This window comes from Dyadobacter alkalitolerans DSM 23607 (genome assembly GCF_000428845.1).
GTDB lineage: Bacteria > Bacteroidota > Bacteroidia > Cytophagales > Spirosomataceae > Dyadobacter > Dyadobacter alkalitolerans.
In genome coordinates, this window is sequence record NZ_AUAS01000003.1 from 441799 (window position 1) to 468630 (window position 26832).

Consider the following 26832-nt stretch of genomic DNA (forward strand, 5'->3'; position numbering starts at 1 on the left):
AAATATTTGAAAGCGTTGTATACATGCCTGTTGCAGTAGGCACATTTCTCTAACGTGAAGTAAGCGATTTTGGTTGCCTAAAGCAAGTGTATCAGAGGTGATTTATAAGATATTAGTCCAACTTTTACCCTCAGACAAATGCCTTTAAAGACTCCGGATTGCGCATTGTCTCGGGATTGATGCATTTGGCAGGATCCTGTCCCATCAGAATCCGCTTCATAGGCGCCTCCATTTTTTTCCCGTTGATCGTGTAGGGAATGTCGCTAACCTGTTCTATTGTATCCGGGACATGGCGCGGACTGTATTCACTTCGTAAAACATCTTTTATGCGCTGTTTCAGCTCTTCCGTCAAGGTTTTGTCTTTACTTAAAACCACAAATAGCGAAATTGTCCCATCGCCGTTCGCCTTTTCAAGATACACGGCAAGACTGTCTTTCACATCCGGAATGCTCTCGACAGCGCGATAAATTTCGGCAGTTCCAATCCTTACGCCTCCTCTATTTAATGTTGCATCCGAGCGGCCATAAATGATGACGGAATTGCGGTCGGTAACCTTGATCCAGTCGCCGTGACGCCAGATATTGGGATACATTTCGAAATAGCTGCTGATGTATTTCTCGTCATCCTCATCATTCCAAAAATAAATGGGCATGGAAGGCATAGGCTGCGTAATCACCATTTCACCCAGCTGGTCGGTCAACGGTTTTCCATCTTCACTATAAGCCTCGATCCTGCAGCCGAGCATGCGACATTGAATTTCACCAGGATAAACCGGCAAAATCGGGCAGCCGCCCACGAATGCACTGCAAACGTCCGTTCCACCGCTTAGCGAAATGAGCCAGACGTCCTTTTTTACATATTTATAAATCCATTCGTACGCCTCCGGCGGCAACGGCGAGCCGGTTGAACCGATGGTTTCCAATGCATTAAGACTTTCAGAAGTAATGCTCACACCTGCTTTCATGGACGCATTGAAGTAAGCTGCGCCACTTCCGAAATGTGTTATTTTCGCTTTTTCGGCCAGAGTCCAGAGCGTTTGTGATGATGGAAAAGCAGGCGCTCCGTCATATAGCACAAGCGTTGCGCCACAAAGCAGTGACCCCAATGCATAATTCCACATCATCCAGCCTGTGGTCGAATACCAGAAATAGCGATCGCCCGGTTTCACATTTTGATGTAAGATCAATGCCTTATGATGTTCGATAAGGCAGCCGCCTACGCTGTGTGTGATGGCTTTTGGCTTAGCCGTGGTTCCCGAAGAATAAAGGATCCAGATCGGGTGATCGAAGGGAAGCGGCTCAAAATCGAGCCCGAAATTTTCAAGATGCAGAATGTCTTCCCAGGAAGTTAATCTTTCCGGGCGGTTCTCTGCATTGATATTATTCACTAAAACCGTGTCTTTAACACTTGGTAATGTGAAGGATAGCTCTTGTGCGAATGCTGTAAGGTCGTAAGTTTTACCATTATAAACATAACCATCAGCCACGAAAAGCACTTTGGGCTCAATCTGCGAAAAACGATCTGTAATGGCTCTTTTACCAAAATCAGGTGAGCAGGACGACCACACAGCGCCCACAGCATTGGTCGCGAGAAAAGCCACAACGGCCTGCGGAATGTTTGGCAAAATGGCTGCCACGCGGTCACCCGGACGCACGCCGCGCTGTTTGAGCCAGGCAGCCACAGCGGCAACTTCCGTTTCAAGCGTCTCCCAGGAAATTTCCGTTAATCCGGATTGTTCTGATTGAAAAAGAATGGCTGGCCGGTCCTTCGTTTTATTTCTGAAAACATGCTCGGCATAATTCAGCTTGGAACGCGTAAACCATTTTGTGCCGATCATCCCATGCTTTGGCCTTTGCAACACTTCCAGGTAAAGGTCATGGGATTTTATATTGAAGTAAAGCCACAAACTCTCCCAGAAATCTTCCAGATCCGTCACCGACCAATCCCAAAGATCATGGTAGGAGCGGAAATAAAGGCCTCTTTTGACAAAAAGCCAATCCATGTATTTTTTGAGATTGGATTGCTCCAGAAGCGTTCTTCCTGGTTTCCATAGCGGTTGCGGCAGGACATCAGTAGGCATATTTACATCTTTATAGGTGAAGGTTAGGTTATGGAAAAAGCGCTTTTCAGTGCATTGAACCAATAGTACTAATAAACGTTTGGTTACCAAAAATGGCATAAACCGAAGTGAAAATATTTACTTAAAAATTTCCTGTATCTTTGCAGACTTAATTAAAACAGTTAGTACTCTGATCATCAGATACGTTGATTAGCGGGTTTTAGTGGCATCTTTGAAATACAGATCGAAAAACCGCTGTCAGTACACGGCAAATAGTAAGAGGAAACAAATTCCAGTAGTGATACTGCATTCCTAATGAGAAAAAGAACATCAACACCCTCGAAGGCGCCAAAAGCTTCGCAGCCTTCGACCGGCGGACAGAAATCCTTCCGCAAATCCAATGACGGCGCAGGCCATCCATTCAAAAAGGCTCGCCCTGAGGCAGAAAGCCGTTTTAGTAAACCAAGCATCAAAAAGTCAAGTTTACGGACTGGTTCTGCGAACGGAGACAATGCAGGCCAAAAAGCGCGTCCAAGCTTCAGTCACGAAAAAGGACCCGGCGAAAGGCCTGGCTTCGATAAGCCGGGCTTCGGTAAGCCACGCTTTGACAAACCGCGTTTCGACAAGCCATCATTCAAATCGGGCTTCGACAAGCCGGGCTTCGATAAGCCTGGAAATGACCGGCCTGGCTTCCCTAAAAAAGAAGGCGGTTTCCGCAGTCCTGCTGATAAAAAGGATTTTGGACAAAGAGAACGATCATCCGGCGATAGGGAATTCAAACCGCGCTTCGAAAGACCGGCGCGCGAAGGCGACAGGCCGCGCTTTGAGAGAAGAGGCGATGACCGTCCTGCTCAATCCGGAGAGTCCCGCCCATTCCGTTCGCGGGAAGAATCCGGACAAAGAGAAAGATCTTCCGGAGAAAGGGAATTCAAACCACGTTTTGAAAGACGTGAAGGTGACCGACCCACCGGCGACAGAGAATTCAAGCCTCGTGCTGAAAGACCGGCGCGTGAGGGCGAAAGACGTGATTCACGCCCATCAGCTGAGCGTTCTTTTGGTCGTCCCAGCAGAGACGGCAAGTCAGAATTTAAAAAAAAAGGTGAGACCGCGAATGTAGAGCGTGATTTCGAAAAGTCTGCCCATAATGAAAACGCAGAGCAAGCAGAAGATCGCAGTGGATTAGATAGAAGAGTGGGCCGATTTGAAAGTGCTCCACGTTACAATTTGTCCAGCTACGAAAAGAAGAATGCGCCGAAACGAAAGGAAAAAGAGGAATCAGCGCTGATTCGTTTGAACAGATACATTTCAAATGCGGGCATCTGCTCGCGTCGCGAGGCGGATGATCTTATCGCTTCGGGTCAGATTTCTGTAAATGGTAAAACGATTACAGAGATGGGTTACAAAGTATTGCCTACTGACGTTGTAAAATATGGCAAAAAGGCATTGAACCCGGAGAAAATGGTTTATATATTAATTAATAAGCCAAAAGATTACATCACCACAACCGATGATCCGGAAGAGCGCAAAACCGTGCTTGACCTCATTCAAGGTGCTTGTGCTGAGCGTGTTTACCCGGTGGGTCGCTTGGATAGGAATACAACGGGTTTATTGCTTTTGACCAATGATGGAGAACTGGCTGTAAAGCTGACGCATCCATCCGGCGGGATCAAGAAAATCTATCAGGCGGAATTGGATAAGCCGATTACAACGGAAGATTTCGAAAAGCTGCAACATGGCCTTGAACTCGAAGATGGTTTTATTCACCCTGATGAAGTTGGGATTGTAACGCCAGACGCAATGGTGGTTGGCCTGGAAATCCACAGCGGCCGCAACCGGATCGTTCGGCGGATGTTCGAACATTTGGGTTACGAAGTTCAAAAGCTGGATCGGACGGTTTTTGCCGGATTGAATAAAAAAGATCTTCCGAGAGGAAAGTGGAGATTTCTGAGCGAAAAGGAAGTTGTAAAACTGAAATTTATGCTCTAAGATTTTTGAAATAAAACAAAAAGAAACCGGCTGCTATGATAAACATAACAGCCGGTTTTTTATTTGAACCTTACTTCCTTATTAAAGTCTGAATCCGAAAGAATAAACATCGTATGGAGCATCAGGATAAAGCCCTTCAAACTGCACCATTGACTCTTCCTTGCCAGTAATAGCGGCCTGGAATTCTTTCACGGAACGAACCGGCTTACCATTTACTTTGGTAATGATAAAACCTTCCTCCACTTGCGAACGGGCAAACTTGCCACCGTCGATCGAAACCACTTTCACGCCGCCATCCAGCTTGTAACGGGACAAACGTTGTTTTTCCTGGTCGCTAAGATTGCCGAATTGTGCACCCAGAGCATTCATGATCGCAGCAGATTCGTCACGTTTCAGGATATCTGAACCACCTGTGCGGTTACGCAATGTGATGTCCAGCTCTTTCTCTTTGCCATCACGGTTCACAGTGATTGCCACTTTGTCGCCAGGCTTATGCAAGCCGATTGATTGTTGCAATTCAGGAATGGAGTGAACATTCACACCGTCCACTTTCACGATCACGTCGCCTTTCACTACTCCGCCTGCCTTCGCTGCGCTGTTTTCTGTGAATTCACGAACATATACACCGTCGTTCACTTTCACACCATATTCTTCGGCTTTTCTGCTATCCAGATCATCCAGGGCAATCCCCAGGTAACCGCGTTGCACATTACCGAATTTGATCAAATCGCTTGACACTTTTTTCACAATGCTCGAAGGAACTGCGAATGCATAACCTGCAAAGCTTCCTGTTGGGCTGGCAATGGCAGTGTTAATACCAATCAATTCACCTTTCAGATTCACTAATGCACCACCACTGTTTCCAGGGTTCACAACCGCATCAGTTTGAATAAATGATTCAAGCGGAGAATCCACAGATGATGCCGAAGCAGGAGTAACACCGCGACCTCGTCTCGATTGGCCAATGATGCCTAACCCGCGTCCTTTTGCACTGACGATACCGGCTGTTACAGTTGATTCCAAATTAAAAGGGTTACCAACCGCCACAACCCACTCTCCTACTTTCACAGCATCCGAGTTGCCTAAAACTACTGCTGGCAAGTCTTTCGCTTCTACTTTAATCACCGCGATATCCGTAGACGGGTCAGTACCAATCACTTTTGCTCTGAACTTGCTTTTGTTATGTAATGTAACTTCCAGTTCCTGAGCGCCTTCCACTACGTGGTTGTTAGTTACAATGTATCCGTCCGCAGAAATGATCACACCCGAACCAGATGCTTCCTGTGACTGAGGACCGCGTGATCCGCCTTCAAATTCGTCACCAAAGAAATCTCTGAAAATATCCGGAATCTGCTGACCACCGCCACGCGAGGCCTGGCGCGTCATCGTTGATTTAATGTGAACCACCGTGGGCGTTGTAGCCTCAGCAGCGTAAACAAAATCCCCGGGTGCGCCCACCGGTGTGCCCGTTGACGTGAAACGCGTAATCGACTCCGCGGGAGCCTCTTTAAAAATTACATCTTTACCATCGTTATCACTAAATAGTTTGAAGCCGGCAAGAGTTGATGCACTAGAAATCAACCCAACCAACACTAAACCTTTCCAATTTGTTTTCATATACATTTGTTGGGGTTATATTTTTATGAATGAATAACGCAAAGCATTTACTATTTTATTCCCACACAACGCGCATTTAACATATTTTAACTGCAGTTATTCCAAATGCGATTTTACTAAAATATCCTGCCAATGTCACTAACAATTTAATCGAATCTTTGTTCACAACAAAAGGCGCTATTAATCAAAATTAATAACGCCTTTCAAACTTATATTATGCTGATTACGCAATCTCGATCTGACGAGCTGGTTTTTCTTTTGCTTCTTCACGTTTTGGCAACGCAATGCTCAGCACGCCTTCATTGTAGGTGGCTTCAATCCTGTCGCCGTCAATGGTGTTAGGCAATGTGAAGGTGCGTTGGAAAGAAGTGTATTTAAATTCCCGACGCGTATATTTTTCGTTTTTCTCTTCTTCATTCTGTTCTTTCTGAGCAGAAATGGTCAGCTGATTTTTTTCAAGGTTCAATTTGAAATCGGATTTCTGCAAGCCGGGAGCCGCCACTTCGATCCTGAAACCGTCTGTGCTTTCAACGACATTCACCGCAGGAACGCTTCCTGAGAATGCTGGGGCTGCGATTTCGTTGAATAAATCTTTGCCAAAAAATCCGTTTAAGTAAGAAGGATTTGCGAAATGGGTTTTTACTAGAGTGCTCATTGTTATAAAGTTTTAATGGTCTATTTTATTTTTCAGTTTACCTCTGCGGTATGATGGGTAATTATCAATACTCGTTCCTGAGGCGAAAAGCTAAAAAATAGCAGACACAATGTCCGATAAAAATTTATAGTCTTGTTAAAGCAGACATAATGTCTTGTTTTAGCTAAAAACTATAAGACAAACGGACATATTTTGCCGTTGACACTGCAAAAGTCACTGGGCAAAAATGATAATGAGCAAAACGCCGGGACTATTAGCGAAGCTTGAAAGAAGATTAATGAAGCTAAAAGGGCAATTAACGAAGCTCTAACATTGCGCAGGCCTGTTCAGAAGCAGACTGCTCAGCTTTTTTCTTGGTAAAACCGTTGCCTTGTGCGAAAGGCTCGTCGTTGACCAGAATTTGGGAGATGAATTCGCGATGGTGGCGGGTGCCGCGTTCTTCAAGAATTTCGAAGCGGATTTCCTTGCCTTCGCGTTGTGCCCATTCGATAATGAGGCTTTTGAAATTGGCATTGTTCTGAATAATGTTATCCAGATCGTAATGCGTAATAAGCTTACTAATGATGAAAGTTCGCGTAAAACGGAAGCCTTTATCCAGATAAATGGCACCAACAAACGCTTCCAGCGCATCGCCATACATGGATGAGCGGGGCGACATGCCGCGGCGGTTGCCATCATACTCGATCAGGCGATCGAGGCCAAGCTTCTTTGAAATTTGATTAAGGGATTCCCGATTGACAATGCGGGAGCGGATTTCGGTAAGAAAACCTTCGTCTTTGTAAGGATATTTGGTAAAAAGAAACTCTGCGACCACCATTCCTAAAACAGCATCGCCCAGATATTCCAAACGCTCATTGGATTCACGAAAACCTTTGATAGCCGTTTCCCGGGAAGCAGAAGTGTGGCGAAAAGCGAGTTGATAGACACCGAGATTCGAAGGCCGGTCGCCAATTACATGCGCAATCGATTCCTTAAATTTTTTATCCTCAGCACTTCCGGTTCTGAAAAGAGAGAGTATCGGTATAAGAATTCGCTTTGCCAAGTGTAATTAGTTAATCAGTCTTCATACTTTTTGAAAACGACTGATGCATTGTGTCCGCCAAAGCCAAATGTATTGCTGAGTGCAATGTTGATCTCGCGTTTTTGAGCGTGGTTAAATGTCAGGTTCAGTTTCGGATTGATTTCCGGATCGTCGGTAAAATGGTTAATAGTAGGCGGAACAACCTGATCACGGATCGCCAGAATGCAAGCCGCAGCTTCGATCGCACCAGCGCCACCCAGCAAATGGCCGGTCATGGATTTGGTTGAACTGATGTTCAGTTCATAAGCGTGTTCGCCAAAGAATTTTTCAATTGCTTTAATTTCCTGTGGATCACCGATCGGCGTAGATGTGCCGTGCGTATTAATATAATCCACATCTTCCGGCTTGATTCCTGCGTTCTCAATCGCATTTTTCATGACGATATGAGCGCCCAGGCCATCCGGATGGGGAGCTGTAATATGGTAGGCGTCCGAAGACATGCCCGCACCGATCATTTCAGCGTAAATTTTAGCGCCGCGTGCTTTTGCGTGTTCCAGTTCTTCCAGGATCAACGCCGCGCCGCCTTCTCCCAATACAAAACCATCACGATCCTTATCATAAGGACGGGAAGCCGTTTCAGGAGAATCATTTCTTTCGGATAATGCTTTTAATGCATTAAAACCACCCACACCGGCAATGGTAACCGCTGCTTCCGAACCGCCGGAAATACAAACGTTCATCATCCCGAGCTTGATGTAATTAAATGCATCAATCAAGGCATTGGTGGCCGAAGCACAGGCTGAAACGGTGATGAAATTGGGACCGCGGAAACCGTAGCGGATCGAGAGAACTCCCGAAGCACTGTCCACGATCATCTTGGGGATAAAAAATGGGTTAAACCTGGGGGTTTTGCCGTTTTCCGCGAAATTCATCACCTCTTCTTCAAAGGTTTTCAATCCGCCGATCCCGGTTCCCCAAATTACACCGGCTTTGTCGAGATCAAGCGTATCTGCGTCAAAGCCGGCGTCCTTCATTGCCTCGTCTGCTGCAATGACGGCGTATTGGGTAAATGGATCCATTTTACGGGCTTCCTGACGAGGAATGTAACTAGTAACGTCCAGACCTTTAACTTCACAGGCAAACTTGGTGCGAAACTTTTCAGCATCAAAACGTGTGATAGGAGCAGCTCCGCTCACACCCGCAACCAAATTTTTCCAAAAGGTAGAAACATCATTTCCAACGGGCGTTAATGCGCCCATTCCGGTAATTACAACTCTCTTCAAACTCATAAAATGGGGACAGAAATAAAATGATACTGGCTAAAAAACCGAATTACTTCACGTTTTCTTCCAGGTATGCAACAGCCTGACCAACTGTACCAATGTTCTCTGCCTGATCGTCAGGAATAGATAGATTGAATTCTTTTTCAAATTCCATGATTAATTCAACGGTATCTAGAGAGTCCGCTCCCAAGTCGTTCTGGAAGTTTGCTTCCGAAGTTACTTCCGACTCTTCTACGCCAAGTTTTTCGACGATAATTTGCTTAACTCTTTCTGCAATTGCTGACATTTTATATTCACTTTTTGGTTAAAATCGCAACAAAGAAAGAAATTTCGATTCACTTTGACAAAATTTTTTTAGTCCTTTCAAATTATTGCTTTTAATGTTGTTGAAATAAAAAAACCAGAAAATCAAATGCTTACCACGGATGCGTCCCAGTAAATCTTTCCATTGTATAAAGAACAAAGCGGATAGCCGTACATTCGCAAATTGATTATTGACCACCAGAAAAAGTATAGTATGATTCCCATATCCAATATAAAAAACGCCGATTCTCCCCTGTTTTTCCTCATGGCCGGCCCGTGCGCCATTGAAGGCAGGGACATGGCGTTACGCATTGCCGAGCACATTACCAACCTCACCGACCGCCTTAAAATCCCTTATATATTCAAAGGTTCTTACCGCAAAGCCAACCGCACCAAGATCGATTCCTTCACCGGGATTGGGGACGAAAAGGCATTGAAGATTTTAGAAGAGGTTCGAAATACTTTTGGTGTGCCCGTAGTGACCGACATTCACGAATCGCACGAAGCAGCATTCGCCGCCGAATATGTGGACGTGCTGCAGATCCCAGCCTTCCTATGCCGCCAAACTGAGTTGCTGGCCGCCGCTGCACGGACCGGAAAGGCCGTTAATGTCAAAAAAGGACAGTTCCTGTCCGGCGCTTCCATGCAATTCGCCGTTGAAAAGATCAATGAAGTAAACCCCGAATGTCCCGTCATTCTCACAGACCGTGGCAACAGCTTTGGCTATGGCGATCTGGTTGTAGATTATCGTAACCTGCCGGAAATGAGCAGCTTCGGTGTTCCGGTTGTGATGGATTGCACACATTCTCTGCAACAGCCCAACCAGGCCTCAGGCGTAACGGGCGGCAAACCCAAGCTGATTGAAACCATTGCAAAAGCTGCGATAGCCGTTGGTGCGGACGGATTATTTATAGAAACACATTTCAATCCGTCGGAAGCAAAATCGGATGGGGCGAATATGCTACCTTTGGATCAGTTGGAAGGACTTTTGGCAAGATTGGTGCGGGTTCGTGAAGCGATAATGTAATGGTGGCACGCATCCTGAGAACGCAGCTCTTTTGCGTCATTTTCTGTTTTCAAATTGTTTCTCCGGAAGTCATTGCGCAGGGCAGTTTTGAGGAGAAAAATAAAACTGAAAAGGATTCGACGCTTTGGGTTATTAAGGCTGGCGATGTGATTCCACCCGTTACGCTCGCTTTGGCGGGATTAGTGGCGCAGGGAAGGATCAGCAGGCATTTTCAACGGGAGGTGCACTCCAAATATCCGAACTTTCATTCGAAAGCCGATGAATTTCTTCCTTATGCGCCGGGCGTAATCAGCCTCGGGCTGGCCTCTGCGGGTGTCAAAGGAAAGCACAAACTGGGCGATCAGGTTATTCTTGCGTTGCTTTCAAACATTATAGCACAAGGCGTAACGCAAAGTTTGAAACGGGTCATTAAATATCCCCGACCAGACCAGTCCGATTATTATTCTTTCCCGTCCGGCCACACGACAACCGCATTTGCCAATGCCACCATTTTGCACGAAGAATATGGCCAGCGCAGCGTTTTGTACAGCATAGGCGGTTATGGAACGGCCACAGCAGTTGGCGGACTGCGGATTTTAAACAACAAACATTGGCTCGCTGATGTGCTCATGGGCGCAGGCGTGGGCATAGGTGCGACCAAAGCGCTTTACATTAGTTATCCCTGGCTGCAACGGACCGTTCGGAGAATGAAACATTAATTTTGAAAGTTTAAATAACCTGCTGACATAGGGCTGTCACAGTCGGCTGCTTCATTTGCATAAAACAATTTATCCCTTTCAAATATGCAAACGAAAACTATCCAGCCTATCCATGTGCTATATTTTGAAACCGAAACTTCCCTGAATGAACTAATGGATTATGTGCGCATTGTTGCACACCGTTTATATCGGGAGGCGATCCGGAAAGAAATGGAGATAACGGGTCCTATTTACTGGATTTACGTAGGTGCCGATGGCAATCCCGAAACAAGGTTTCACCTCACTATCGCATTGCCTGTTTCCGTTTCCGAAACACCTTTGACCGATTCTGAATTTAAGCTCAAATATCTGGAACCATTCAAATGCGTTGCAGGGCAGCTTTATGGAAGCTGGGAAGGTTTGGGACAAATATATAGTGTACTGATTTCAGAACTAACATCGGAAAATCTGGTTATGACTGGCCGGAATCGGGAAATATATTTGAATATGGATTTTCAGAATCCGGAAAACAACATTACAGAAGTTCAGATCGGGATTAATTAAATTAAGTTTCAAAACACATTCGCGATGTCATATTGCAGCTTCATCAACAACAACATTACCGAAACAGCAGATTATCTGCTTCACAAGCATTATCACGACCATCAATACGGCTTTGAAATCAATGATGACGATGAGCTTTTTGGGCGTTTGATTTTGGAAATTAATCAGGCCGGACTGAGCTGGACGTTAATGCTGCGGAAACAGGATGGTTTCAGAAAAGCTTATGACAATTTTTCAATTGAGAAAATTGCTCAGTATGATGAAACAGACCGGGAAAGGCTTTTGCTGGATCCAGGCATTGTCCGTAACAGGCTGAAAGTGAATGCAGCGATTGTAAATGCGCAAAAGATCTTGGAACTGAAAAAAGATTTCGGATCGTTCAAGGGCTGGATCGAAGCGCATCATCCGCTGACGAAGGAAGAATGGATCAAGCTTTTTAAAAAGACGTTCAAATTTACCGGCGGGGAGATCGTAAATGAGTTCCTTATGAGCACAGGTTACCTGCCCGGCGCGCACGACCCGGATTGCCCAATTTATCAGAAGGTGAAATTGATTGAAGCAACGGCAAAAGCGTAATCAACGCACACCATTATCTTCCAGATATTTAATTAATGCAGCAGGCTGATCGGTTTGCAAGCCCTGAATGCCCTTTTCCAAAGCCACTTTCCAGGAAGCCGGCCCCTCGGTCGCACTCTGCACATCCAGCCAAACCTGCACACCTGCGTCATTCAATGCATCCAAAAGTTGCGGATGTGGAAGGTTATCGACGATTTTCAAAGGTAAGTTTTCCAAAAAAGCCGTCAATTTTTCTTTGCTATCAACGTCCTTCGGCAAGCTCGACATTAGTGGGACTTCGGGCGCCACTTCCTGCCATTCTTTATGATCGCTTTCTTTGTTTAAATAAACGATCACCTGCTTTTCCATTCCCGCTTCCTTAATCTGCTTCCACGTTTCGGCTGCATCTGCGGCTTTGAAATCGAGGTAAATGTTGATTTTGCCCTTGCAAACTGCCAGCATTTCGCGGAACTCGGGGATTTTATTCGTCTTTTTATTTCTGTTAAAAACCTGCAAATGCTTGACCTCGTCCAGCGTCATTGCATGCACTTTTCCGGCTCCATTGGTGGTCCTGTCCACCGTTGCGTCGTGTAGCACGACTAAATGTCCATCTTTCGTAGTCCTCAAATCCACTTCCACATAATCCGCTCCGCTTGCGATGGCTTCCCGGGCTGCGGCGAGCGTATTTTCGGGAACATTAATGTGGTTTCCACGGTGCGCAATCACGACGAGCTTATGCCTTGCTTCGGGCAAAACTTGCTGCGCAATGGCACTCAAAGACATTAGGATGAAAAGAAAAAACAGGTTTGTGGCTTTGCTGGGCATGGTGGCTTATCAAAAAACAAGTCTACAAGTAAGAATAAAAAGTTCTTAACTCATAGACTTGTACATGATCAAATGGTAATTATTGAATTTCGAAGCTCGAAAGGTTCACAAAATCCTGCACGCGGTTATTAATTTCTTCCTGCGTTAGTTTCACAAGTCGCTCTGTCCCAAATTTTTCTACGCAGAATGATGCCATTGCAGATCCGTAAATGACAGCGCGTTTCATGTTTTCAAATGAAATGTCATCTGTGCTCGCCAGATAACCGATAAATCCGCCTGCAAACACGTCTCCTGCGCCGGTAGGGTCAAAAACTTCTTCCAACGGCAATGCCGGAGCGAAGAAAATGCGGTCGCCCTGGAACAACAGTGCGCCATGCTCGCCTTTTTTGATGATCAATGTTTTCGGGCCCATTTCCATGATCTTCTTCGCAGCCTTCCGCAACGAATATTCTCCTGAAAGCTGGCGCGCTTCCTCGTCATTGATCGTGATCAGATCCACCATTTTCAGAACCGCTTTCAGATCGTCCATCGCAATGTTCATCCAAAGGTTCATCGTGTCGAGCATAATCAGCTTCGGACGGCTTTTCATGCGCTCGATAATTACTTTCTGCGTCGCAGGAACTGTGTTTCCCAACATCAAGAATGTCGTTCCCTGGTAAGAGTCCGGAATGATCGGATCGAAATGTTCCATCACATTCAGTTCCGTAACAAGCGTATCACGCGTGTTCATATCCTCATGATATTTCCCCGACCAGAAGAATGTTTTTCCTTCTTTTACAATTTCAAGTCCTTCTGTATTAACGCCGTGGTCTTGCAAAAGGGAGATCATTTCATCCGGGAAGTCGCCGCCGACAACGGCTACGAGATTATTTTCTTTGGTGAAATATGATGCTGCTAGTGTGATGTAAGTGGCCGCCCCGCCAATAATTTTATCTGTTTTTCCAAAAGGTGTTTCAAGCGCATCGAATGCAACAGATCCTACGGTTAATAAACTCATAAATAAGTATTGTATTGATTTTAAGATAGTTTCAAACTGGGCCTTCTATGTAAAAGCGCTGCGAAGATAATCAAAACGCCCGAATAGCGCCCCGGCCCCACGCTATTATGCCAAACTGTTTAACTCAATCATAGGTTATTTGCTATTTTTGTGAAATTCACCACTTTCACCACTAACACATTACTATGGAAGCGATCAGCGAAGCCAGAAGGCACATTGACAATGCAAAGGATTTTTTGAGCAACAATGCTAAGAAGCAGGATGGAATGTATCAGGACAAAAAGTATGTCAAGATTGCCGGACACACTGCTTATACTGGAATCCTGTTAGCATTGAACGAGTTTTTAGGAGAGAAAAACAAGAAAACTCCGAAAAGCGTGGAGTGGTATCAAATGGAGCTTAGCAAAGTAGACAAAAGCTTACTTGCCAAGTTTACGACAGCGTATCAGGTTTTACACATTGATATGGGTTATCAAGGAAGCAAAAGTGCCAAGCTAGCGTCCGTAGGACTTGAAGAAGCAGAAAAAATCATCAAGTGGGTTGAAACCCGGCTTGAAAAGACACAACATTAGTACAATCAGTTTTTAAGTAAGTAAAAACATAGATGACCGCGCAAACTTTTCAGCCGCTTAGAATATTTAATACATTGACCCGTAAAAAGGATGTATTTGTTCCTATTGCCCCTCCCTATGTCGGCATGTATGTCTGTGGTCCAACGGTTTATAATAATGTACACTTAGGAAATATCCGCACGTTTTTGTCTTTCGACATCCTGTATCGTTACCTCACGCATATTGGCTACAAAGTGCGCTATGTGCGCAACATTACGGACGTCGGCCACCTGGTGGGCGATGGGGACGCGGGTGAAGATAAAATTGGCAAAATGGCCAAGCTCCAAAAGCTTGAACCGATGGAGATCGTGCAACGCTATACCAATGATTTTCACGATGTTTCGGCCATTTTCAATTTAATTCCACCCAGCATTGAGCCTACTGCAACGGGACATTTGATCGAGCAGATTGAGGCGGTAAAAACTTTGATCGAAAAAGGCGCGGCTTACGAGTCGAATGGCTCTGTTTATTTTGATATCAATAAATACCAGGCAGACGGCAATGAATATGGCAAGCTTTCGGGGCGCATTATTGAGGATCTTTTGAATGAAACGCGTGAGCTGGACGGGCAGTCTGAAAAACGCAATCCGCTGGATTTCGCACTTTGGAAAAGGGCCAGCCCTGAGCACATTATGCAATGGGATTCTCCTTGGGGAATGGGCTTTCCCGGATGGCATTTAGAATGTACTTGCATGAGTGCCAAATATTTAGGAAAGCAATTCGACATTCACGGTGGTGGAATGGATTTGAAATTCCCGCACCACGAATGCGAGATCGCGCAAGGGAAATCGCTTACCAATGAAGAGCCGGTGCGTTACTGGATGCATACCAACATGCTGACGGTGAACGGACAAAAAATGTCCAAATCGCTCAATAACTCGTTTTTGCCTGCCGAACTGTTTTCGGGAAACCACGATTTGCTGGAACAAGCTTACAGCCCGATGACCGTGCGGTTTTTCATGCTGCAAAGCCAATATCGCAGCACGCTCGATTTCTCCAATGAAGCATTAAAGGCAGCGCATAAGGGTTACAAAAAGCTTGCTAATGGCCTCAGAAACGCAAAACTGCTTTCCTATGTGCCGGAAGAAGGCGTGAGCACGGACGAGATCAAGAAAATTGAGATCGAGAAAGCCATTGAGGGCTTCTATGGTGCGATGAATGATGACCTGAACACGGCCGTTGCATTTGCGAACCTGTTTAACATGTTGAAATACATTAATATGCTCAACATGGGCCAGCTGAAATCGGCGGCGCTTGGGGAAGAAACATTCAATGCTTTGAAAAACAACTTCGTCACTTTCTTTGAAGATGTTTTGGGATTGAAAGAAGAGCTGAACGAAGGTTATGCCATTCTGGAGGGCATGTTGAAGCTTTATAAGGAATATAAATTATCGATGAACTACGAAAAAGTAGACGAAATCCGTTCTTATTTCAAAAACCAGGGACTGGTGATCCGCGATTCCAAAACACGGATCGATTGGGCTTACGAAGAGTAAATATGAAAAAGTTAACATTGTTATTGTTTGTCTTCGTGCTGGCCTACGGCTGCAAAACCAAAGACAGTTCCGAACAAGCCGCCGAGCAAGCGCCCGCCCTTGTGAAAAGCCCAGCGTTCAGTGAAGATTCGGCTTATAAGTTTGTGCAGAAGCAAGTTGATTTTGGCCCCAGGGTTCCTAATACGAAGCAACACGATGCTTGCGCAGCCTATTTGGCAGCAACACTTAAAGGTTACGGTCTGGATGTTATTGAACAAAAATTTAAAGCGAAGACTTACGATAATCAGACGCTCAACTCGACTAACATTATCGGCAGCTTTAACCCAAAAGCGCAGAAACGTATTCTGCTAGCCGCGCACTGGGATTCACGGCCTTTTTCTGACCAGGATTCTTTGGTTAAAAACAAACCCGTACTGGCCGCAAATGATGGCGCAAGCGGCGTTGGGATTTTGCTGGAAGTTGCCCGCGTGCTTTCCACGCAAAAACCATCTCCTGAAATTGGCGTTGATATTATATTTTTTGATGCAGAGGATTGGGGGAATTCGGAAGCTGCAACGGATGAATACAGCGGGTTTTGCTTAGGTTCCCAATATTGGGCAGCCAACAAACACATTCCAAATTACACCGCCTATTTCGGGATTTTGCTCGATATGGCTGGTGCGAAAGGTGCCACATTTTTTAAGGAAGGCTATTCTGTACAAATGGCTGAGCGCTTTGTAAATACGGTATGGAACACTGCAAGCAGAATTGGATACAGCAATTTCTTTATTAACGAAAGAGGCGGTTCCATTACAGACGATCATGTGGCTGTCAACAAAATCGCAAAAATCCCGATGATCGACATCATTCATACCAAGCCAAATAACATGTCGAAAACATTCTTTGACCAATGGCACACGAATGATGACACTATGGAACACATTGATCCTAAGACATTGAAGGCAGTTGGGCAGACATTGATGCAGGTGATTTATCAGGAGGCGGCCGATCAGCCTTTGTAGGCTACATTTTTTTGACGGTCACCCAGATATTGGAATTCCGGCCCTTGTCGTCGCTACACGAAATTTTAACCCGCCCCAGCGGAAGGCTCACAAAAACGCCTTCATGCGGGGCGGATTTTTGTTTGAGCTTATCATTAATATACCAAAAAACCTCCTGCACGTCATTGGACGTCTGACAAGCAAGCTGGATCTGCTGCGGCTCGTCGGGGCGTAGATAATATTCGCTACCATCATTCGGACTCACGATTAATGGCGGTCCTTCATGGAAGACACGTTCACAATCAGGATTATGCGGTGGGATTTTTTGGTAAGGGATCTTTTGGAGCTCGTTATAGGCAATCAGTTCGGGTGCCAGATTGGCGTAAGCGCGTTTGTCAAAACCATTTTCAGGAAGGCAGTAAGTGCAGTAAGAAATCTTGCCCGGCTTATCTGTGAAAACCCACCGCAGATGCTGACATCTTTTATAAGCCGACACACCCGTAATGTATTGATCCAAAATCTGATGCGTACAAAACTCGGATGGAATGTCACCGCTCTCTGCGCATACTTTCCGCAATGAAACATTAGCAGGCGTTTCATACCAGCCTTTAGGTGAGTTGTAATCCAATGCATTGAAAATGGAAAACAGCAAAGGCGTGGCCGTGTTTGCGCCACTCAGCTCGGGAACGCCTTCCCCCGAGAAGTTACCGACCCAAACGCCAATCGTATATCGGCGATTATACCCAATACTCCACGCATCCCGTTTTCCATACGAAGTGCCTGTTTTCCAGGCTATTTTGGGCAAATGATAGGTGTTATCAAAGTTTGTGGGCAAGTCAGGGCGGGTGATCTGGGTCAGAATGTTGGTTAGTAAGTAGGATGCTTCCCGGGAAATGACGGGCGTTCCTTTTTCGTCCAAAGGCGTTTCGGAAGTGTAACGCAATTTTTTCAACTCCCCTTCATTGGAAAATGCTGCAAATAAGCGGGTTAGCTCTTCCAATGATACCCCGCAGCCACCCAGGATCATCGAAAGGCCCAGATCTTTGGCTTGTTTGTCAATGGTTTTAAATCCTGCTTTCCGCAATTTGGAGATCAGAACGGGCGTACTGACTTCCTTCAAAATCTTAACCGCCGGAATGTTCAGCGAGTTAGCCAAGGCAAATTCCGCAGTAACCGGACCATTGAAATGCTGATCAAAATTCTCTGGCTCATAACCGCTGAAATTGCTCGGAACATCATTCACAATGTTTTTCGGTGTGATTAATCCCAGATCAAATGCAGCCCCGTAGAGCAATGGTTTCAGGGTGCTTCCCGGCGAACGCACCGCCCGGACGCCGTCCACCTGCCCGCCATCGAACACATCATTGAAATCCGCCGAGCCCACATAAGCCTCCACTTCCATCGTCTCATTATTCACCACCAGCACCGACGCGTTGTGAATGTTCATCATTTTTCGTCGGTTAATGTAATTTTTAACCTGCTCCTCGATCTGGCTCTGCAACTGAATTTTAAGCTGACTATGGATCACCGGCTCATCCGGATTCTCTTTTTTTAATCTCAATGCCAAATGCGGCGCCAGCTTCGGCGCTTGCAGGCGCTTCACCACCAAAGGCTCATTCAACGCATCCTGAATAATATTTTTATCAAAAAGCCGCTCTTCCTCAAACCGGCGCAGCCACACATTGCGCGCAACCACCAAGGCATCATTACGTGTCCCCGGCCGCAGGCTCGATGGCCGGTTAGGAACGATGGTCAACGCCGTAATTTCCGACAAACTGAGCAGCTGAGGCGGTTTTCCGAAATAAAGCAGCGAAGCCGCCTTAATGCCCTCAATGTTGCCCCCATACGGGACCAGATTAAGATACATTTGCAGGATATCGGCTTTTGAATAATGCAATTCCAGCTGAAATGCACGGTGAATTTCAAGGATTTTATTAAAATAAGTCCGACGCCGCGGCTCCATAAGCCGCACCACCTGCATGGTAATGGTGGAAGCGCCGGAAGTTCTGCGGCCCGTAAAAATGTTACGGATGCCAGCGCGAGCAATGGCGAAAGGATTGACGCCAGGATGATAGTAAAAATATTGATCTTCTTTGTAAATCAATGTCTTACGCAGCAGCGGCGTAATTTCCGAAACGCCAGCATATAATCGCCATTTATCTTCTTTGTTCAAAAAAGCATGAATCACATTGCCTTTATAGTCGGTAACCTGCGTGGCGTAATGGATTTTGGGTCGAAAGGGAAAGGCGAAATCGAGGATCAGAAACAGGCTAACGGCAGACAGCAAAGCCAGTCCAGTTATTTTGAGTTTACGCTTCATTTCCGGAATGTGTGTGAGGGTTCATTTGGCGCTGATTTGTCGCTATCAGGTAATTTTCTCTAATTACTGACTTTATTGCAAAAAAAGCCAATCAAAATACCACCATGTCGAAATACGTAGCCGCCATTGACCAGGGAACCACGAGTACGCGTTGCATTCTTTTCAATCATCAGGGAAATATTGTTTCAGTAGGACAAAAGGAACACGAACAAATTTACCCGCATCCGGGCTGGGTGGAGCACAATCCGACCGAGATTTGGAAAAATACATTGGAAGTGATCGCAATAGCGCGGATCAATGTGTCGGCAACGGCGGCGGACATTGCGGCGATTGGCATTACTAATCAAAGGGAAACAACGGTTGTTTGGAACAAGCGCACAGGCAAGCCTTATTATAATGCATTAGTATGGCAGGATACGCGCACGACGGTGCTCGTCGCAAAATACGAGCGCGAAGGCGGCCTCAACCAATTCCGCGAAATCACCGGCCTTCCGGTTTCCACCTATTTCAGCGGCTTGAAGCTCAAATGGCTTCTGGACAATGTAGAAGGCATCCGCGAAGACGCTGAAAAAGGTGAGGCTATTTTTGGCAACATGGACACATTCCTGATCTGGCACCTCACGGGCGGGACGCACGGCGACGGCGGAATCCACGTAACGGACGTGACCAACGCCAGCCGCACACAGCTCATGAACCTGAAAACCTTGCAATGGGATCAGGAAATGCTCGCCGCTTACGACATTCCAACCAATATGCTGCCCGAAATCAAAAGCAGCAGTGAAATTTACGGCTATGTCAACAACGAAATCCTGCCTGGCGTGCCCGTTGCAGGCGACTTGGGCGATCAGCATGCCGCATTGGTCGGACAAACTTGCTTCGAACCCGGCATGGCCAAAAACACATACGGAACCGGTTGCTTCCTGGTGATGAACACAGGTAACGAGCTTAAAACATCGGAAAATGGCTTGCTAACAACCATTGCCTATAAATTTGGCGACAATCCGGTTCAATATGCATTGGAAGGCAGCGTCGCAGTCACCGGCGCATTGGTGCAATGGGTGCGGGATAATTTGGGTTTGATCAAAAAAAGCAGTGACATCGAAAAATTGGCAAAAACAGTCGAAGACAACGGCGGCGCTTACTTTGTGCCTGCATTTTCAGGACTTTATGCTCCGTACTGGCGCAATGATGCCCGCGGCGTGATTGCAGGATTGACGCGTTACGTAAACAAAGGCCACATTGCGCGGGCAGTTTTGGAAGCAACTGCTTATCAGACCGTTGACGTCGTACGTGCCATGGAACAGGACTCAGGCATCAAGCTGGCCTCACTGCGCGTGGATGGCGGAATGGTTTTAAACGAACTTCTCATGCAATTCCAATCGGACATTCTGAATACGCAAGTTGTGTCACCCGCTGTGGCTGAAACCACTGCGTTAGGCGCCGCCTATGCAGCTGGTCTGGCCGTCGGTTATTGGAAAAATACGGATGAATTGAAACAAAACTGGGCCATCGCCCACACCTGGAACCCGGATATGGATGACGAGAAAAGAGAAAAGTTTTACAAAGGCTGGCAAAAAGCGGTTACCAAGTCTTACGGCTGGATGGATTAGCATTGATTTATTAGTATGCCAGGCTTAGCAGTTTTAACTTTTTTATAATCTATATAAACTAACCTCTTTCTTGCGCTATCTTAGGTTTAGGCGTAACTTCACGGCTCGAAAATCAAATTTCAGTGCCTTATGCATACCCTCCGTCTGAAGAAGCCGCTTGCTTTTTTTGATCTTGAAACAACCGGAGTCAATATCTGCCGCGACCGAATCGTCGAGCTGTCCGTTGTGAAAGCGCTTCCGAATGGAGAAACCGAAATCCGCACCCGGAAAATCAACCCGGAAATGCCTATCCCGCTGGAAAGCAGCCTCATACACGGCATTTACGACGAAGATGTTAAGGATGCGCCTACCTTCAAAGGCATTGCAAAAAACCTGGCAACATTCCTGGAAGGCTGCGATCTGGCCGGTTTCAACTCTAATCGTTTTGATATTCCCATGCTCGTGGAAGAATTCCTGCGGGTGGGTGTTGAATTTGATGTAAAAAATCGCAAAACAGTTGACGCTCAGCGCATTTACCACATGATGGAACCGCGTAACCTGGGCGCTGCTTATAAATTCTATTGCGGAAAAGAGCTTGTGAATGCGCATAGCGCGGAGGCAGACACAATTGCCACTTTTGAAGTTTTGCAAGGACAAATTGCTCGTTATGAAGGCGTTAAAGTGGTTGATTCCCACGGCGTGGAAACAGAACCGATCAAGAACGATGTGGCTGCGCTTCACGAGCTTACGGCTTCCAAACTGATCGATTTTGCAGGCCGGATGACCTATAACGACAAAGGAGAAGAGGTTTTCAATTTTGGAAAACACAATGGAAAACGCATTGCGGATGTTTTGAAAGCCGAACCTTCGTTTTACGATTGGATGATGAAGGGCGATTTTCCTTTGGATACCAAAAGAAAACTAACCGAAATTAAACTGCGCGCACTGACCCAGCGCTGACATAATCGTTGCGAACGCACTTGAGTAAGTAGTATTTATGTCTATTTTTGCCGGAAATCTATTTTTGACTATTTTAACCGAATATCCAACAAGGTAAACCTGCTATGATCCCAAACCCCAATATTCCAGAGGTCAATATACCGGCGGTTATTCAGAATATTCCCCTTCAACATTATCTAATTCTCAGCACTTTACTTTTTGTAATCGGCATTATCGGCGTACTTACACGTCGCAATGCGATCATCATTTTCATGTCTGTGGAATTGATGCTGAATGCTGCCAACTTGCTCTTGATCGCGTTTTCTTCTTATAGATCTGACCCTTCCGGGCAGGTTTTTGTGTTTTTTATCATGGCTGTCGCCGCGGCGGAAGTGGCTGTGGGACTGGCGATTATCGTTATGATTTACCGGAACACAAGAAATACGGACATTGGATTCCTTAACAAATTGAAGTGGTAAGCATTTGCCAGTAAAGATTAAATATTTAACATGTCTGCATCATTACTCATTCTGATTCCATTGTTACCGCTGATTGGTTTTCTGATCAACGGAATCGGATTTAAGACTATACCCAAAGGCGCTGTCGGCATTATTGGAACATTGGCTGTTGTGGCGAGTTTCGTGCTGTCGGTGATGACTTTTCAAGCTTTTATCGCAACTGGCAGTCAGCCGGTTATCGTGCCGCTTTTCGATTGGATCACAGTTGGCAACCTCAACATTCCATTCTCTTTCCAGGTCGATCAGCTTTCGCTTTTAATGCTGATGATCATTACCGGAGTCGGTTCGCTGATCCACATTTATTCCATTGGCTACATGCATCACGACGAAGGTTTTGGTAAGTTTTTCGCTTATCTGAACCTGTTTTTGTTCTTCATGCTGCTGCTTGTTCTGGGTTCCAATTATGTGATCATGTTCATTGGCTGGGAAGGCGTTGGTTTGTGCTCTTACCTGCTGATCGGATTTTGGAATAAAAACACAAATTACAACAATGCTGCCCGCAAGGCATTCATTATGAACCGGGTAGGAGATTTAGGTTTCTTACTGGGGATTTTTACAATCATCTCCACATTCGGTTCGGTTGAGTATCTTGAGGTGTTCAGCCAGGCAACGGATTTTGAAATCGGTGATCCCGTGATCATTATGATTACATTGTTCCTGTTTATCGGGGCTATGGGAAAATCGGCTCAAATTCCGTTGTACACGTGGTTACCGGATGCGATGGCGGGTCCTACGCCTGTTTCGGCGCTGATCCACGCGGCTACGATGGTTACGGCCGGGATTTACATGGTGATCCGTTCCAATGTCCTCTATTCACTGGCGCCTTCCACATTGGAAATCGTCGGCATTATCGGTGCGGCGACGGCGTTGTTTGCGGCTTCGATTGGTCTTTTACAAAATGACATTAAGAAAGTCCTGGCCTACTCCACTGTGAGTCAGCTGGGTTATATGTTTATGGGCTTGGGTGCGATGGCTTATTCCGCTTCGATGTTCCACGTTATTACGCACGCATTCTTTAAAGCATTGCTGTTCCTTGGAGCAGGAAGCGTGATTCACGCCATGTCCGATGAGCAGGATATCCGTTCGATGGGCGGCTTGCGGAAAAAGCTTCCGATCACGTTCCTGACATTCCTGATTGCAACCATTGCCATCTCCGGAATTCCGCCATTTGCAGGATTTTTCTCCAAAGATGAGATCCTGGCGCACGTTTTCGAGCACAACAAATTGCTTTGGGTAATCGGGGTTTTGGGCTCTCTGATGACTTCCTTTTATATGTTTCGCCTGCTTTTCTTAACATTCTTCGGAACATTCCGGGGCACGCATGAGCAGGAGCATCATTTGCACGAATCGCCTGCTTCTATGACGATTCCGCTGGTTATTTTGGCGGTTCTGTCTGCGTTAGGCGGTTTTATTGGTGTTCCGGAAGCATTGCATGGCACGCATCATCTGGCTGAATTCATGAGCCCGTTGTATGACGCCTCGCGTCAGGTGAATCCATCGGCGTTCCTGCCAACAGAACTTTCACATTCCGAAGAATATTTGCTAATGGGCGTTTCGGTGGCTGTGGCGCTGGTTTCGGCAGTGGTGGCTTATGTTATGTATGTGCAAAAGGCTTCGGTTCCGGCACCGGATTCTCAGCCAAAATCAGCGTTGAAAGGTTTGGTTTACAATAAATATTATGTAGACGAGCTTTACGATAATGTATTTGTCAAGCCTATCAAAACCTTATCCAATATCCTTTACAGTTTCGGAGAGTTCTTTATTGATCTGGTAGTCAATGCTTTCGTAAGACTTACACAATTCTTTGCAGGGCTTTTGAAGAAAACGCAGACCGGTTCCACGGGCGATTATGTGTTTGCCATGGTTCTGGGCATTGTGGTTATCCTGTTTTGGAAGCTTTTACTTTGATCTATAAAATCCGTTCACCATTTGTTGCTGACCGTTGACTTGAAAATATGCTTACTCTTCTGTTAATACTTTTACCCATTGCCGCAGGTGTTCTTACGCTTCTCTCAGGCGAACGCCTCGCGAAGCAAGTTGCTTTGGTGAGCGGTTTGGCTGTGCTTGGCGTTGCCATTGCCACCTGGCTGCAATTTGATCCGGCTGCGGGTACACAATTTAGTTTCAAATATGCGTGGCTGGCTTCGGGAGGCATATCCTTTGCTGCCGGCATCGATGGAATCAGCCTGGTTCCGGTCCTGCTTACAACATTTCTGACACCGCTTATAATTCTATCCGCTTTTAACCACGATTACAGAAAGCCGGCTTCGTTTTATTCCCTGATTTTATTCATGGAAGCCGCATTGATCGGCGTTTTCACGGCAACGGACGCGTTTTTGTTCTATCTGTTCTTTGAAGCTGCGCTGATTCCGGTTTATTTCCTTGCAGCTGTCTGGGGCGGAGAGAACCGTTTGAAAGTAACATTCAAGTTCTTCATTTACACCATCTTCGGAAGCTTGCTCATGTTGGTTGGGCTGGTTTATTTGTATTACCAAACACCCGGCACGCATACTTCTGAAATCACTGCATTTTACGCCTTACAACTTAGCAAGCAGGTTCAGGGCTTTGTCTTCTGGGCATTCTTCATTGCCTTCGCGATTAAAATGCCCCTCTTCCCTTTCCATACCTGGCAACCAGACACTTACACGGAATCCCCGACGCCAGCGACCATGTTGCTTTCCGGGATTATGTTGAAAATGGGGGTTTACGGTCTGATCCGTTTTCTATTGCCGATCGTTCCGGGAGGCATGGAAACCTGGGGCATGATGGCGATGGTCCTTTCGGTGATCGGCATCATTTACGGTTCTATCATTGCCATTCAGCAAAGCGATATGAAGCGTTTGATCGCTTACTCGTCCTTTGCGCACGTGGGTTTGATGGCCGCTGGCGTTTTTTCTTATTCAATCAATGGTCTGCAAGGCGCACTGATTCAAATGCTTGCCCACGGAATCAATGTAATCGGGTTGTTCTTCATTATTGACATTATTTATGCCCGCACCAAAACGCGGTATCTGGATCAGCTGGGCGGCATTACGCAAAGCACGCCGCATTTGAGTGTCTATTTTATGATATTGCTGCTGGGCAGCGTTGCGCTGCCGCTGACAAATGGGTTCGTAGGCGAATTCCTGCTGTTATCGAGCGTTTTCCAATACGACGGCTGGTTGGGCGCGATCGCTGGTCTTACCATCATTTTAGGGTCGGTTTATATGCTGCGCCTGTTTCAAAAATCCATGTTCGGGCCTCGTTCCAAATGGGTTGAAGGTTTTCAGGATCTGACAATGAGCGAGCGCGCTGTGCTTTTGCCGTTGGTGATCATGGTTTTCTGGATTGGCATTTACCCCAACACGTTTCTGAAATTAACAGAGCCAGCTGTAAGTCAACTTTTACAAATGGTTAATAACTAGTAAAAATATGTATCCCATAATATTGTTGTCTGTTCTTGGCGTCGTAACCCTGTTTCTGGGCTTTTCGAAATCAAAGAATATTTTGCTTCCTGCCACATTATTTTTCCTTGTTCTTGCCATCGCCAGCAATTTCGTGGAGTGGAACAAAGGGCCTTTGCTCTATTTCTATGACATGCTCCGTGTTGATAATCTGACACTTGCATTTAACGGCATTGTTTTGCTTTCGGCTTTTATGATTGTGGCCATTTCAGGAGGTTTTCAGGACAACCCCGATTCCGAACCGGCAGAATATTATGGATTAATGCTCTTCTCACTTGTAGGAGCATTAATGATGATCGGCTTTGAGCATATGATCATGCTTTTTATAGGCGTGGAAATTTTGTCTGTTGCCATGTATATTCTGACGGGAAGCAACAAGCGTAATCTTCGTTCCAATGAGGCTGCATTGAAATACTTCCTGATGGGCGCTTTCGCAACGGGTTTTATGCTTTTTGGTATGACCTTGATTTACGGGGCGACCGGTTCTTTCAAATTAAGCCATATTCACGGCTTCGCTTCCAACATTCAGGCAGGAACACAGCCTTACCTAATGTATGCCGGATTATTACTGTTGCTGATCGGCATGTTGTTCAAAGTTTCCGCCGCACCATTCCATTTCTGGACGCCGGATGTGTATGAAGGCGCGCCTACGATTTTTACAACATTTATGTCAACTATCGTAAAAACAGCAGGTTTTGCTGCACTTTTCCGCTTGTTGAACACCTCATTCAGTGAAATTTACGGCTTCTGGTGGATTGTTATCGCCGCCATTGCAGTCCTCACATTACTTGTCGGGAACATTGGCGCAACGAGTCAGAACAGCTTCAAAAGAATGCTGGCCTATTCCGGGATCTCGCATGCGGGTTATATGCTTATCGCTTTGACCGCATTGACCAAGCCTTCCCAAAATGCAATCGTATTTTATTCCCTGGCTTATTCATTATCAACGATCTGCGCGTTTGGCGTATTAATGTTGGTTTCCAGAGAAAAAACACTCGAAGGACAGCCAAACGAGCGCTACGAAGCATTCAATGGTCTGGCTAAACAAAATCCTATGCTGGCATTCGTGCTCGCGGTTTCCATGCTGTCATTGGCCGGGATTCCCCTGACAGCCGGTTTCTGGGGTAAATTCTTCATCTTCACGAGCGCGGCAGACAGAGGAATTATCTGGATCACCGTTATTGCCGTGTTGATGTCTGCGATGGGTATTTATTACTATTTCCGCGTGATCATTTCTTCTTATCTAAAAGAAGGAGATTTGATCAAAATCCGCGTTGCACCATTTTATCAGGTAATTTTATTGCTTGCCACATTCCTGACGATCCTCTTCGGACTTGCTCCCGGCGTGTTTGAAGGCCTGTTATAAG

At 45.9% G+C, this 26832-nt stretch carries 23 protein-coding genes; 14 read left to right on the forward strand and 9 right to left on the reverse strand.

Translation table 11 applies throughout. The annotated features are described in order from the left end of the window. Nucleotides 1-130: 130 nt before the first annotated feature. Nucleotides 131-2080 carry an acetoacetate--CoA ligase gene (locus G395_RS0107870; protein WP_026629549.1) on the reverse strand — a complete coding sequence of 650 codons (1950 nt, stop codon included), beginning with the start codon at nucleotides 2078-2080 and terminating at the stop codon, nucleotides 131-133. Between the two features lie 294 nt (nucleotides 2081-2374). Here G395_RS0107870 and G395_RS0107875 point away from each other — a divergent pair, with 294 nt between their 5' ends. Next, nucleotides 2375-4045, forward strand: coding sequence for a pseudouridine synthase (locus G395_RS0107875; protein ID WP_026629550.1), 1671 nt, complete (start codon nucleotides 2375-2377; stop codon nucleotides 4043-4045). 81 nt (nucleotides 4046-4126) lie between these two features. Here the strand turns inward: G395_RS0107875 and G395_RS0107880 are convergent, their stop codons facing one another. From G395_RS0107880 to G395_RS0107900, 5 genes are all read right to left on the reverse strand, one after another. Continuing rightward, complete coding sequence (locus G395_RS0107880) at nucleotides 4127-5662, reverse strand: Do family serine endopeptidase (protein WP_026629551.1); 1536 nt, start codon at nucleotides 5660-5662, stop codon at nucleotides 4127-4129. A 223-nt stretch (nucleotides 5663-5885) separates the two neighbouring features. After that, nucleotides 5886-6317, reverse strand: a complete 432-nt coding sequence (locus G395_RS0107885; RefSeq protein WP_026629552.1) for an Hsp20/alpha crystallin family protein — start codon at nucleotides 6315-6317, stop codon at nucleotides 5886-5888. Nucleotides 6318-6612: 295 nt separating this feature from the next. Then, on the reverse strand, nucleotides 6613-7359 hold the full coding sequence (rnc, locus tag G395_RS0107890) for a ribonuclease III (RefSeq protein ID WP_026629553.1): 747 nt from the start codon (nucleotides 7357-7359) through the stop codon (nucleotides 6613-6615). A 14-nt stretch (nucleotides 7360-7373) separates the two neighbouring features. Continuing rightward, on the reverse strand, nucleotides 7374-8627 hold the full coding sequence (gene fabF, locus G395_RS0107895) for a beta-ketoacyl-ACP synthase II (RefSeq protein ID WP_026629554.1): 1254 nt from the start codon (nucleotides 8625-8627) through the stop codon (nucleotides 7374-7376). 43 nt (nucleotides 8628-8670) lie between these two features. Next, nucleotides 8671-8907 carry an acyl carrier protein gene (locus G395_RS0107900; protein WP_026629555.1) on the reverse strand — a complete coding sequence of 79 codons (237 nt, stop codon included), beginning with the start codon at nucleotides 8905-8907 and terminating at the stop codon, nucleotides 8671-8673. Nucleotides 8908-9138: 231 nt separating this feature from the next. Between G395_RS0107900 and kdsA the strand changes: the two genes are divergently transcribed. The 4 genes from kdsA to G395_RS0107925 all read left to right on the forward strand — a co-directional run bounded on the left by kdsA (nucleotide 9139) and on the right by G395_RS0107925 (nucleotide 11768). Next, nucleotides 9139-9951 (forward strand): 3-deoxy-8-phosphooctulonate synthase, encoded by an 813-nt coding sequence (gene kdsA / locus G395_RS0107910; protein ID WP_026629557.1) that lies wholly within the window; start codon nucleotides 9139-9141, stop codon nucleotides 9949-9951. Beyond that, a complete protein-coding gene (locus G395_RS28900) occupies nucleotides 9951-10649 on the forward strand; it encodes a phosphatase PAP2 family protein (RefSeq protein WP_084439482.1) in 699 nt (232 codons plus the stop codon). Before kdsA ends, G395_RS28900 begins: the two co-directional genes overlap by 1 nt. A gap of 84 nt (nucleotides 10650-10733) precedes the next feature. Further along, nucleotides 10734-11192: a GyrI-like domain-containing protein gene (locus G395_RS0107920; protein WP_026629558.1), complete on the forward strand. Its 459-nt coding sequence runs from the start codon at nucleotides 10734-10736 to the stop codon at nucleotides 11190-11192. 24 nt (nucleotides 11193-11216) lie between these two features. After that, nucleotides 11217-11768 carry a DNA-3-methyladenine glycosylase I gene (locus G395_RS0107925; RefSeq protein WP_026629559.1) on the forward strand — a complete coding sequence of 184 codons (552 nt, stop codon included), beginning with the start codon at nucleotides 11217-11219 and terminating at the stop codon, nucleotides 11766-11768. Here G395_RS0107925 and G395_RS0107930 read toward each other — a convergent pair whose 3' ends face one another. Both G395_RS0107930 and G395_RS0107935 read right to left on the reverse strand, forming a co-directional pair. Beyond that, nucleotides 11769-12572 carry a glycerophosphodiester phosphodiesterase family protein gene (locus G395_RS0107930; protein ID WP_026629560.1) on the reverse strand — a complete coding sequence of 268 codons (804 nt, stop codon included), beginning with the start codon at nucleotides 12570-12572 and terminating at the stop codon, nucleotides 11769-11771. Nucleotides 12573-12651: 79 nt separating this feature from the next. Continuing rightward, nucleotides 12652-13569, reverse strand: coding sequence for a PfkB family carbohydrate kinase (locus G395_RS0107935; RefSeq protein ID WP_026629561.1), 918 nt, complete (start codon nucleotides 13567-13569; stop codon nucleotides 12652-12654). A gap of 185 nt (nucleotides 13570-13754) precedes the next feature. On the opposite strand from G395_RS0107935, the gene G395_RS0107940 reads away from it, so the two are divergent. The 3 genes from G395_RS0107940 to G395_RS0107950 are packed head-to-tail and all read left to right on the forward strand — an operon-like array spanning nucleotide 13755 to nucleotide 16677. Continuing rightward, nucleotides 13755-14141, forward strand: coding sequence for a DUF5618 family protein (locus tag G395_RS0107940; protein ID WP_026629562.1), 387 nt, complete (start codon nucleotides 13755-13757; stop codon nucleotides 14139-14141). A gap of 32 nt (nucleotides 14142-14173) precedes the next feature. Next, nucleotides 14174-15676, forward strand: coding sequence for a cysteine--tRNA ligase (gene cysS, locus G395_RS0107945; protein ID WP_026629563.1), 1503 nt, complete (start codon nucleotides 14174-14176; stop codon nucleotides 15674-15676). A 2-nt stretch (nucleotides 15677-15678) separates the two neighbouring features. Next, nucleotides 15679-16677, forward strand: a complete 999-nt coding sequence (locus G395_RS0107950) for a M28 family peptidase (RefSeq protein ID WP_026629564.1) — start codon at nucleotides 15679-15681, stop codon at nucleotides 16675-16677. Nucleotide 16678: 1 nt separating this feature from the next. Here the strand turns inward: G395_RS0107950 and pbpC are convergent, their stop codons facing one another. Then, complete coding sequence (pbpC, locus tag G395_RS0107955) at nucleotides 16679-18976, reverse strand: penicillin-binding protein 1C (protein ID WP_051350057.1); 2298 nt, start codon at nucleotides 18974-18976, stop codon at nucleotides 16679-16681. A 104-nt stretch (nucleotides 18977-19080) separates the two neighbouring features. Between pbpC and glpK the strand changes: the two genes are divergently transcribed. The 6 genes from glpK (at nucleotide 19081) to G395_RS0107985 (ending at nucleotide 26831) form a co-directional block, all read left to right on the forward strand. After that, nucleotides 19081-20586, forward strand: coding sequence for a glycerol kinase GlpK (glpK, locus tag G395_RS0107960; RefSeq protein WP_026629566.1), 1506 nt, complete (start codon nucleotides 19081-19083; stop codon nucleotides 20584-20586). Between the two features lie 129 nt (nucleotides 20587-20715). Beyond that, nucleotides 20716-21525: a 3'-5' exonuclease gene (locus G395_RS0107965; protein WP_026629567.1), complete on the forward strand. Its 810-nt coding sequence runs from the start codon at nucleotides 20716-20718 to the stop codon at nucleotides 21523-21525. Between the two features lie 104 nt (nucleotides 21526-21629). Continuing rightward, entirely contained in the window at nucleotides 21630-21983 is a 354-nt protein-coding gene (nuoK, locus tag G395_RS0107970) for an NADH-quinone oxidoreductase subunit NuoK (protein WP_026629568.1), read from the forward strand. A 30-nt stretch (nucleotides 21984-22013) separates the two neighbouring features. Beyond that, the gene (gene nuoL / locus G395_RS0107975; protein ID WP_026629569.1) at nucleotides 22014-23930 is read left to right on the forward strand and encodes an NADH-quinone oxidoreductase subunit L; all 1917 of its coding nucleotides are present in this window, start codon (nucleotides 22014-22016) and stop codon (nucleotides 23928-23930) included. A 47-nt stretch (nucleotides 23931-23977) separates the two neighbouring features. Next, a complete protein-coding gene (locus tag G395_RS0107980; RefSeq protein ID WP_026629570.1) occupies nucleotides 23978-25426 on the forward strand; it encodes a complex I subunit 4 family protein in 1449 nt (482 codons plus the stop codon). A gap of 7 nt (nucleotides 25427-25433) precedes the next feature. Continuing rightward, complete coding sequence (locus G395_RS0107985) at nucleotides 25434-26831, forward strand: NADH-quinone oxidoreductase subunit N (protein ID WP_026629571.1); 1398 nt, start codon at nucleotides 25434-25436, stop codon at nucleotides 26829-26831. Nucleotide 26832 lies beyond the last annotated feature (1 nt).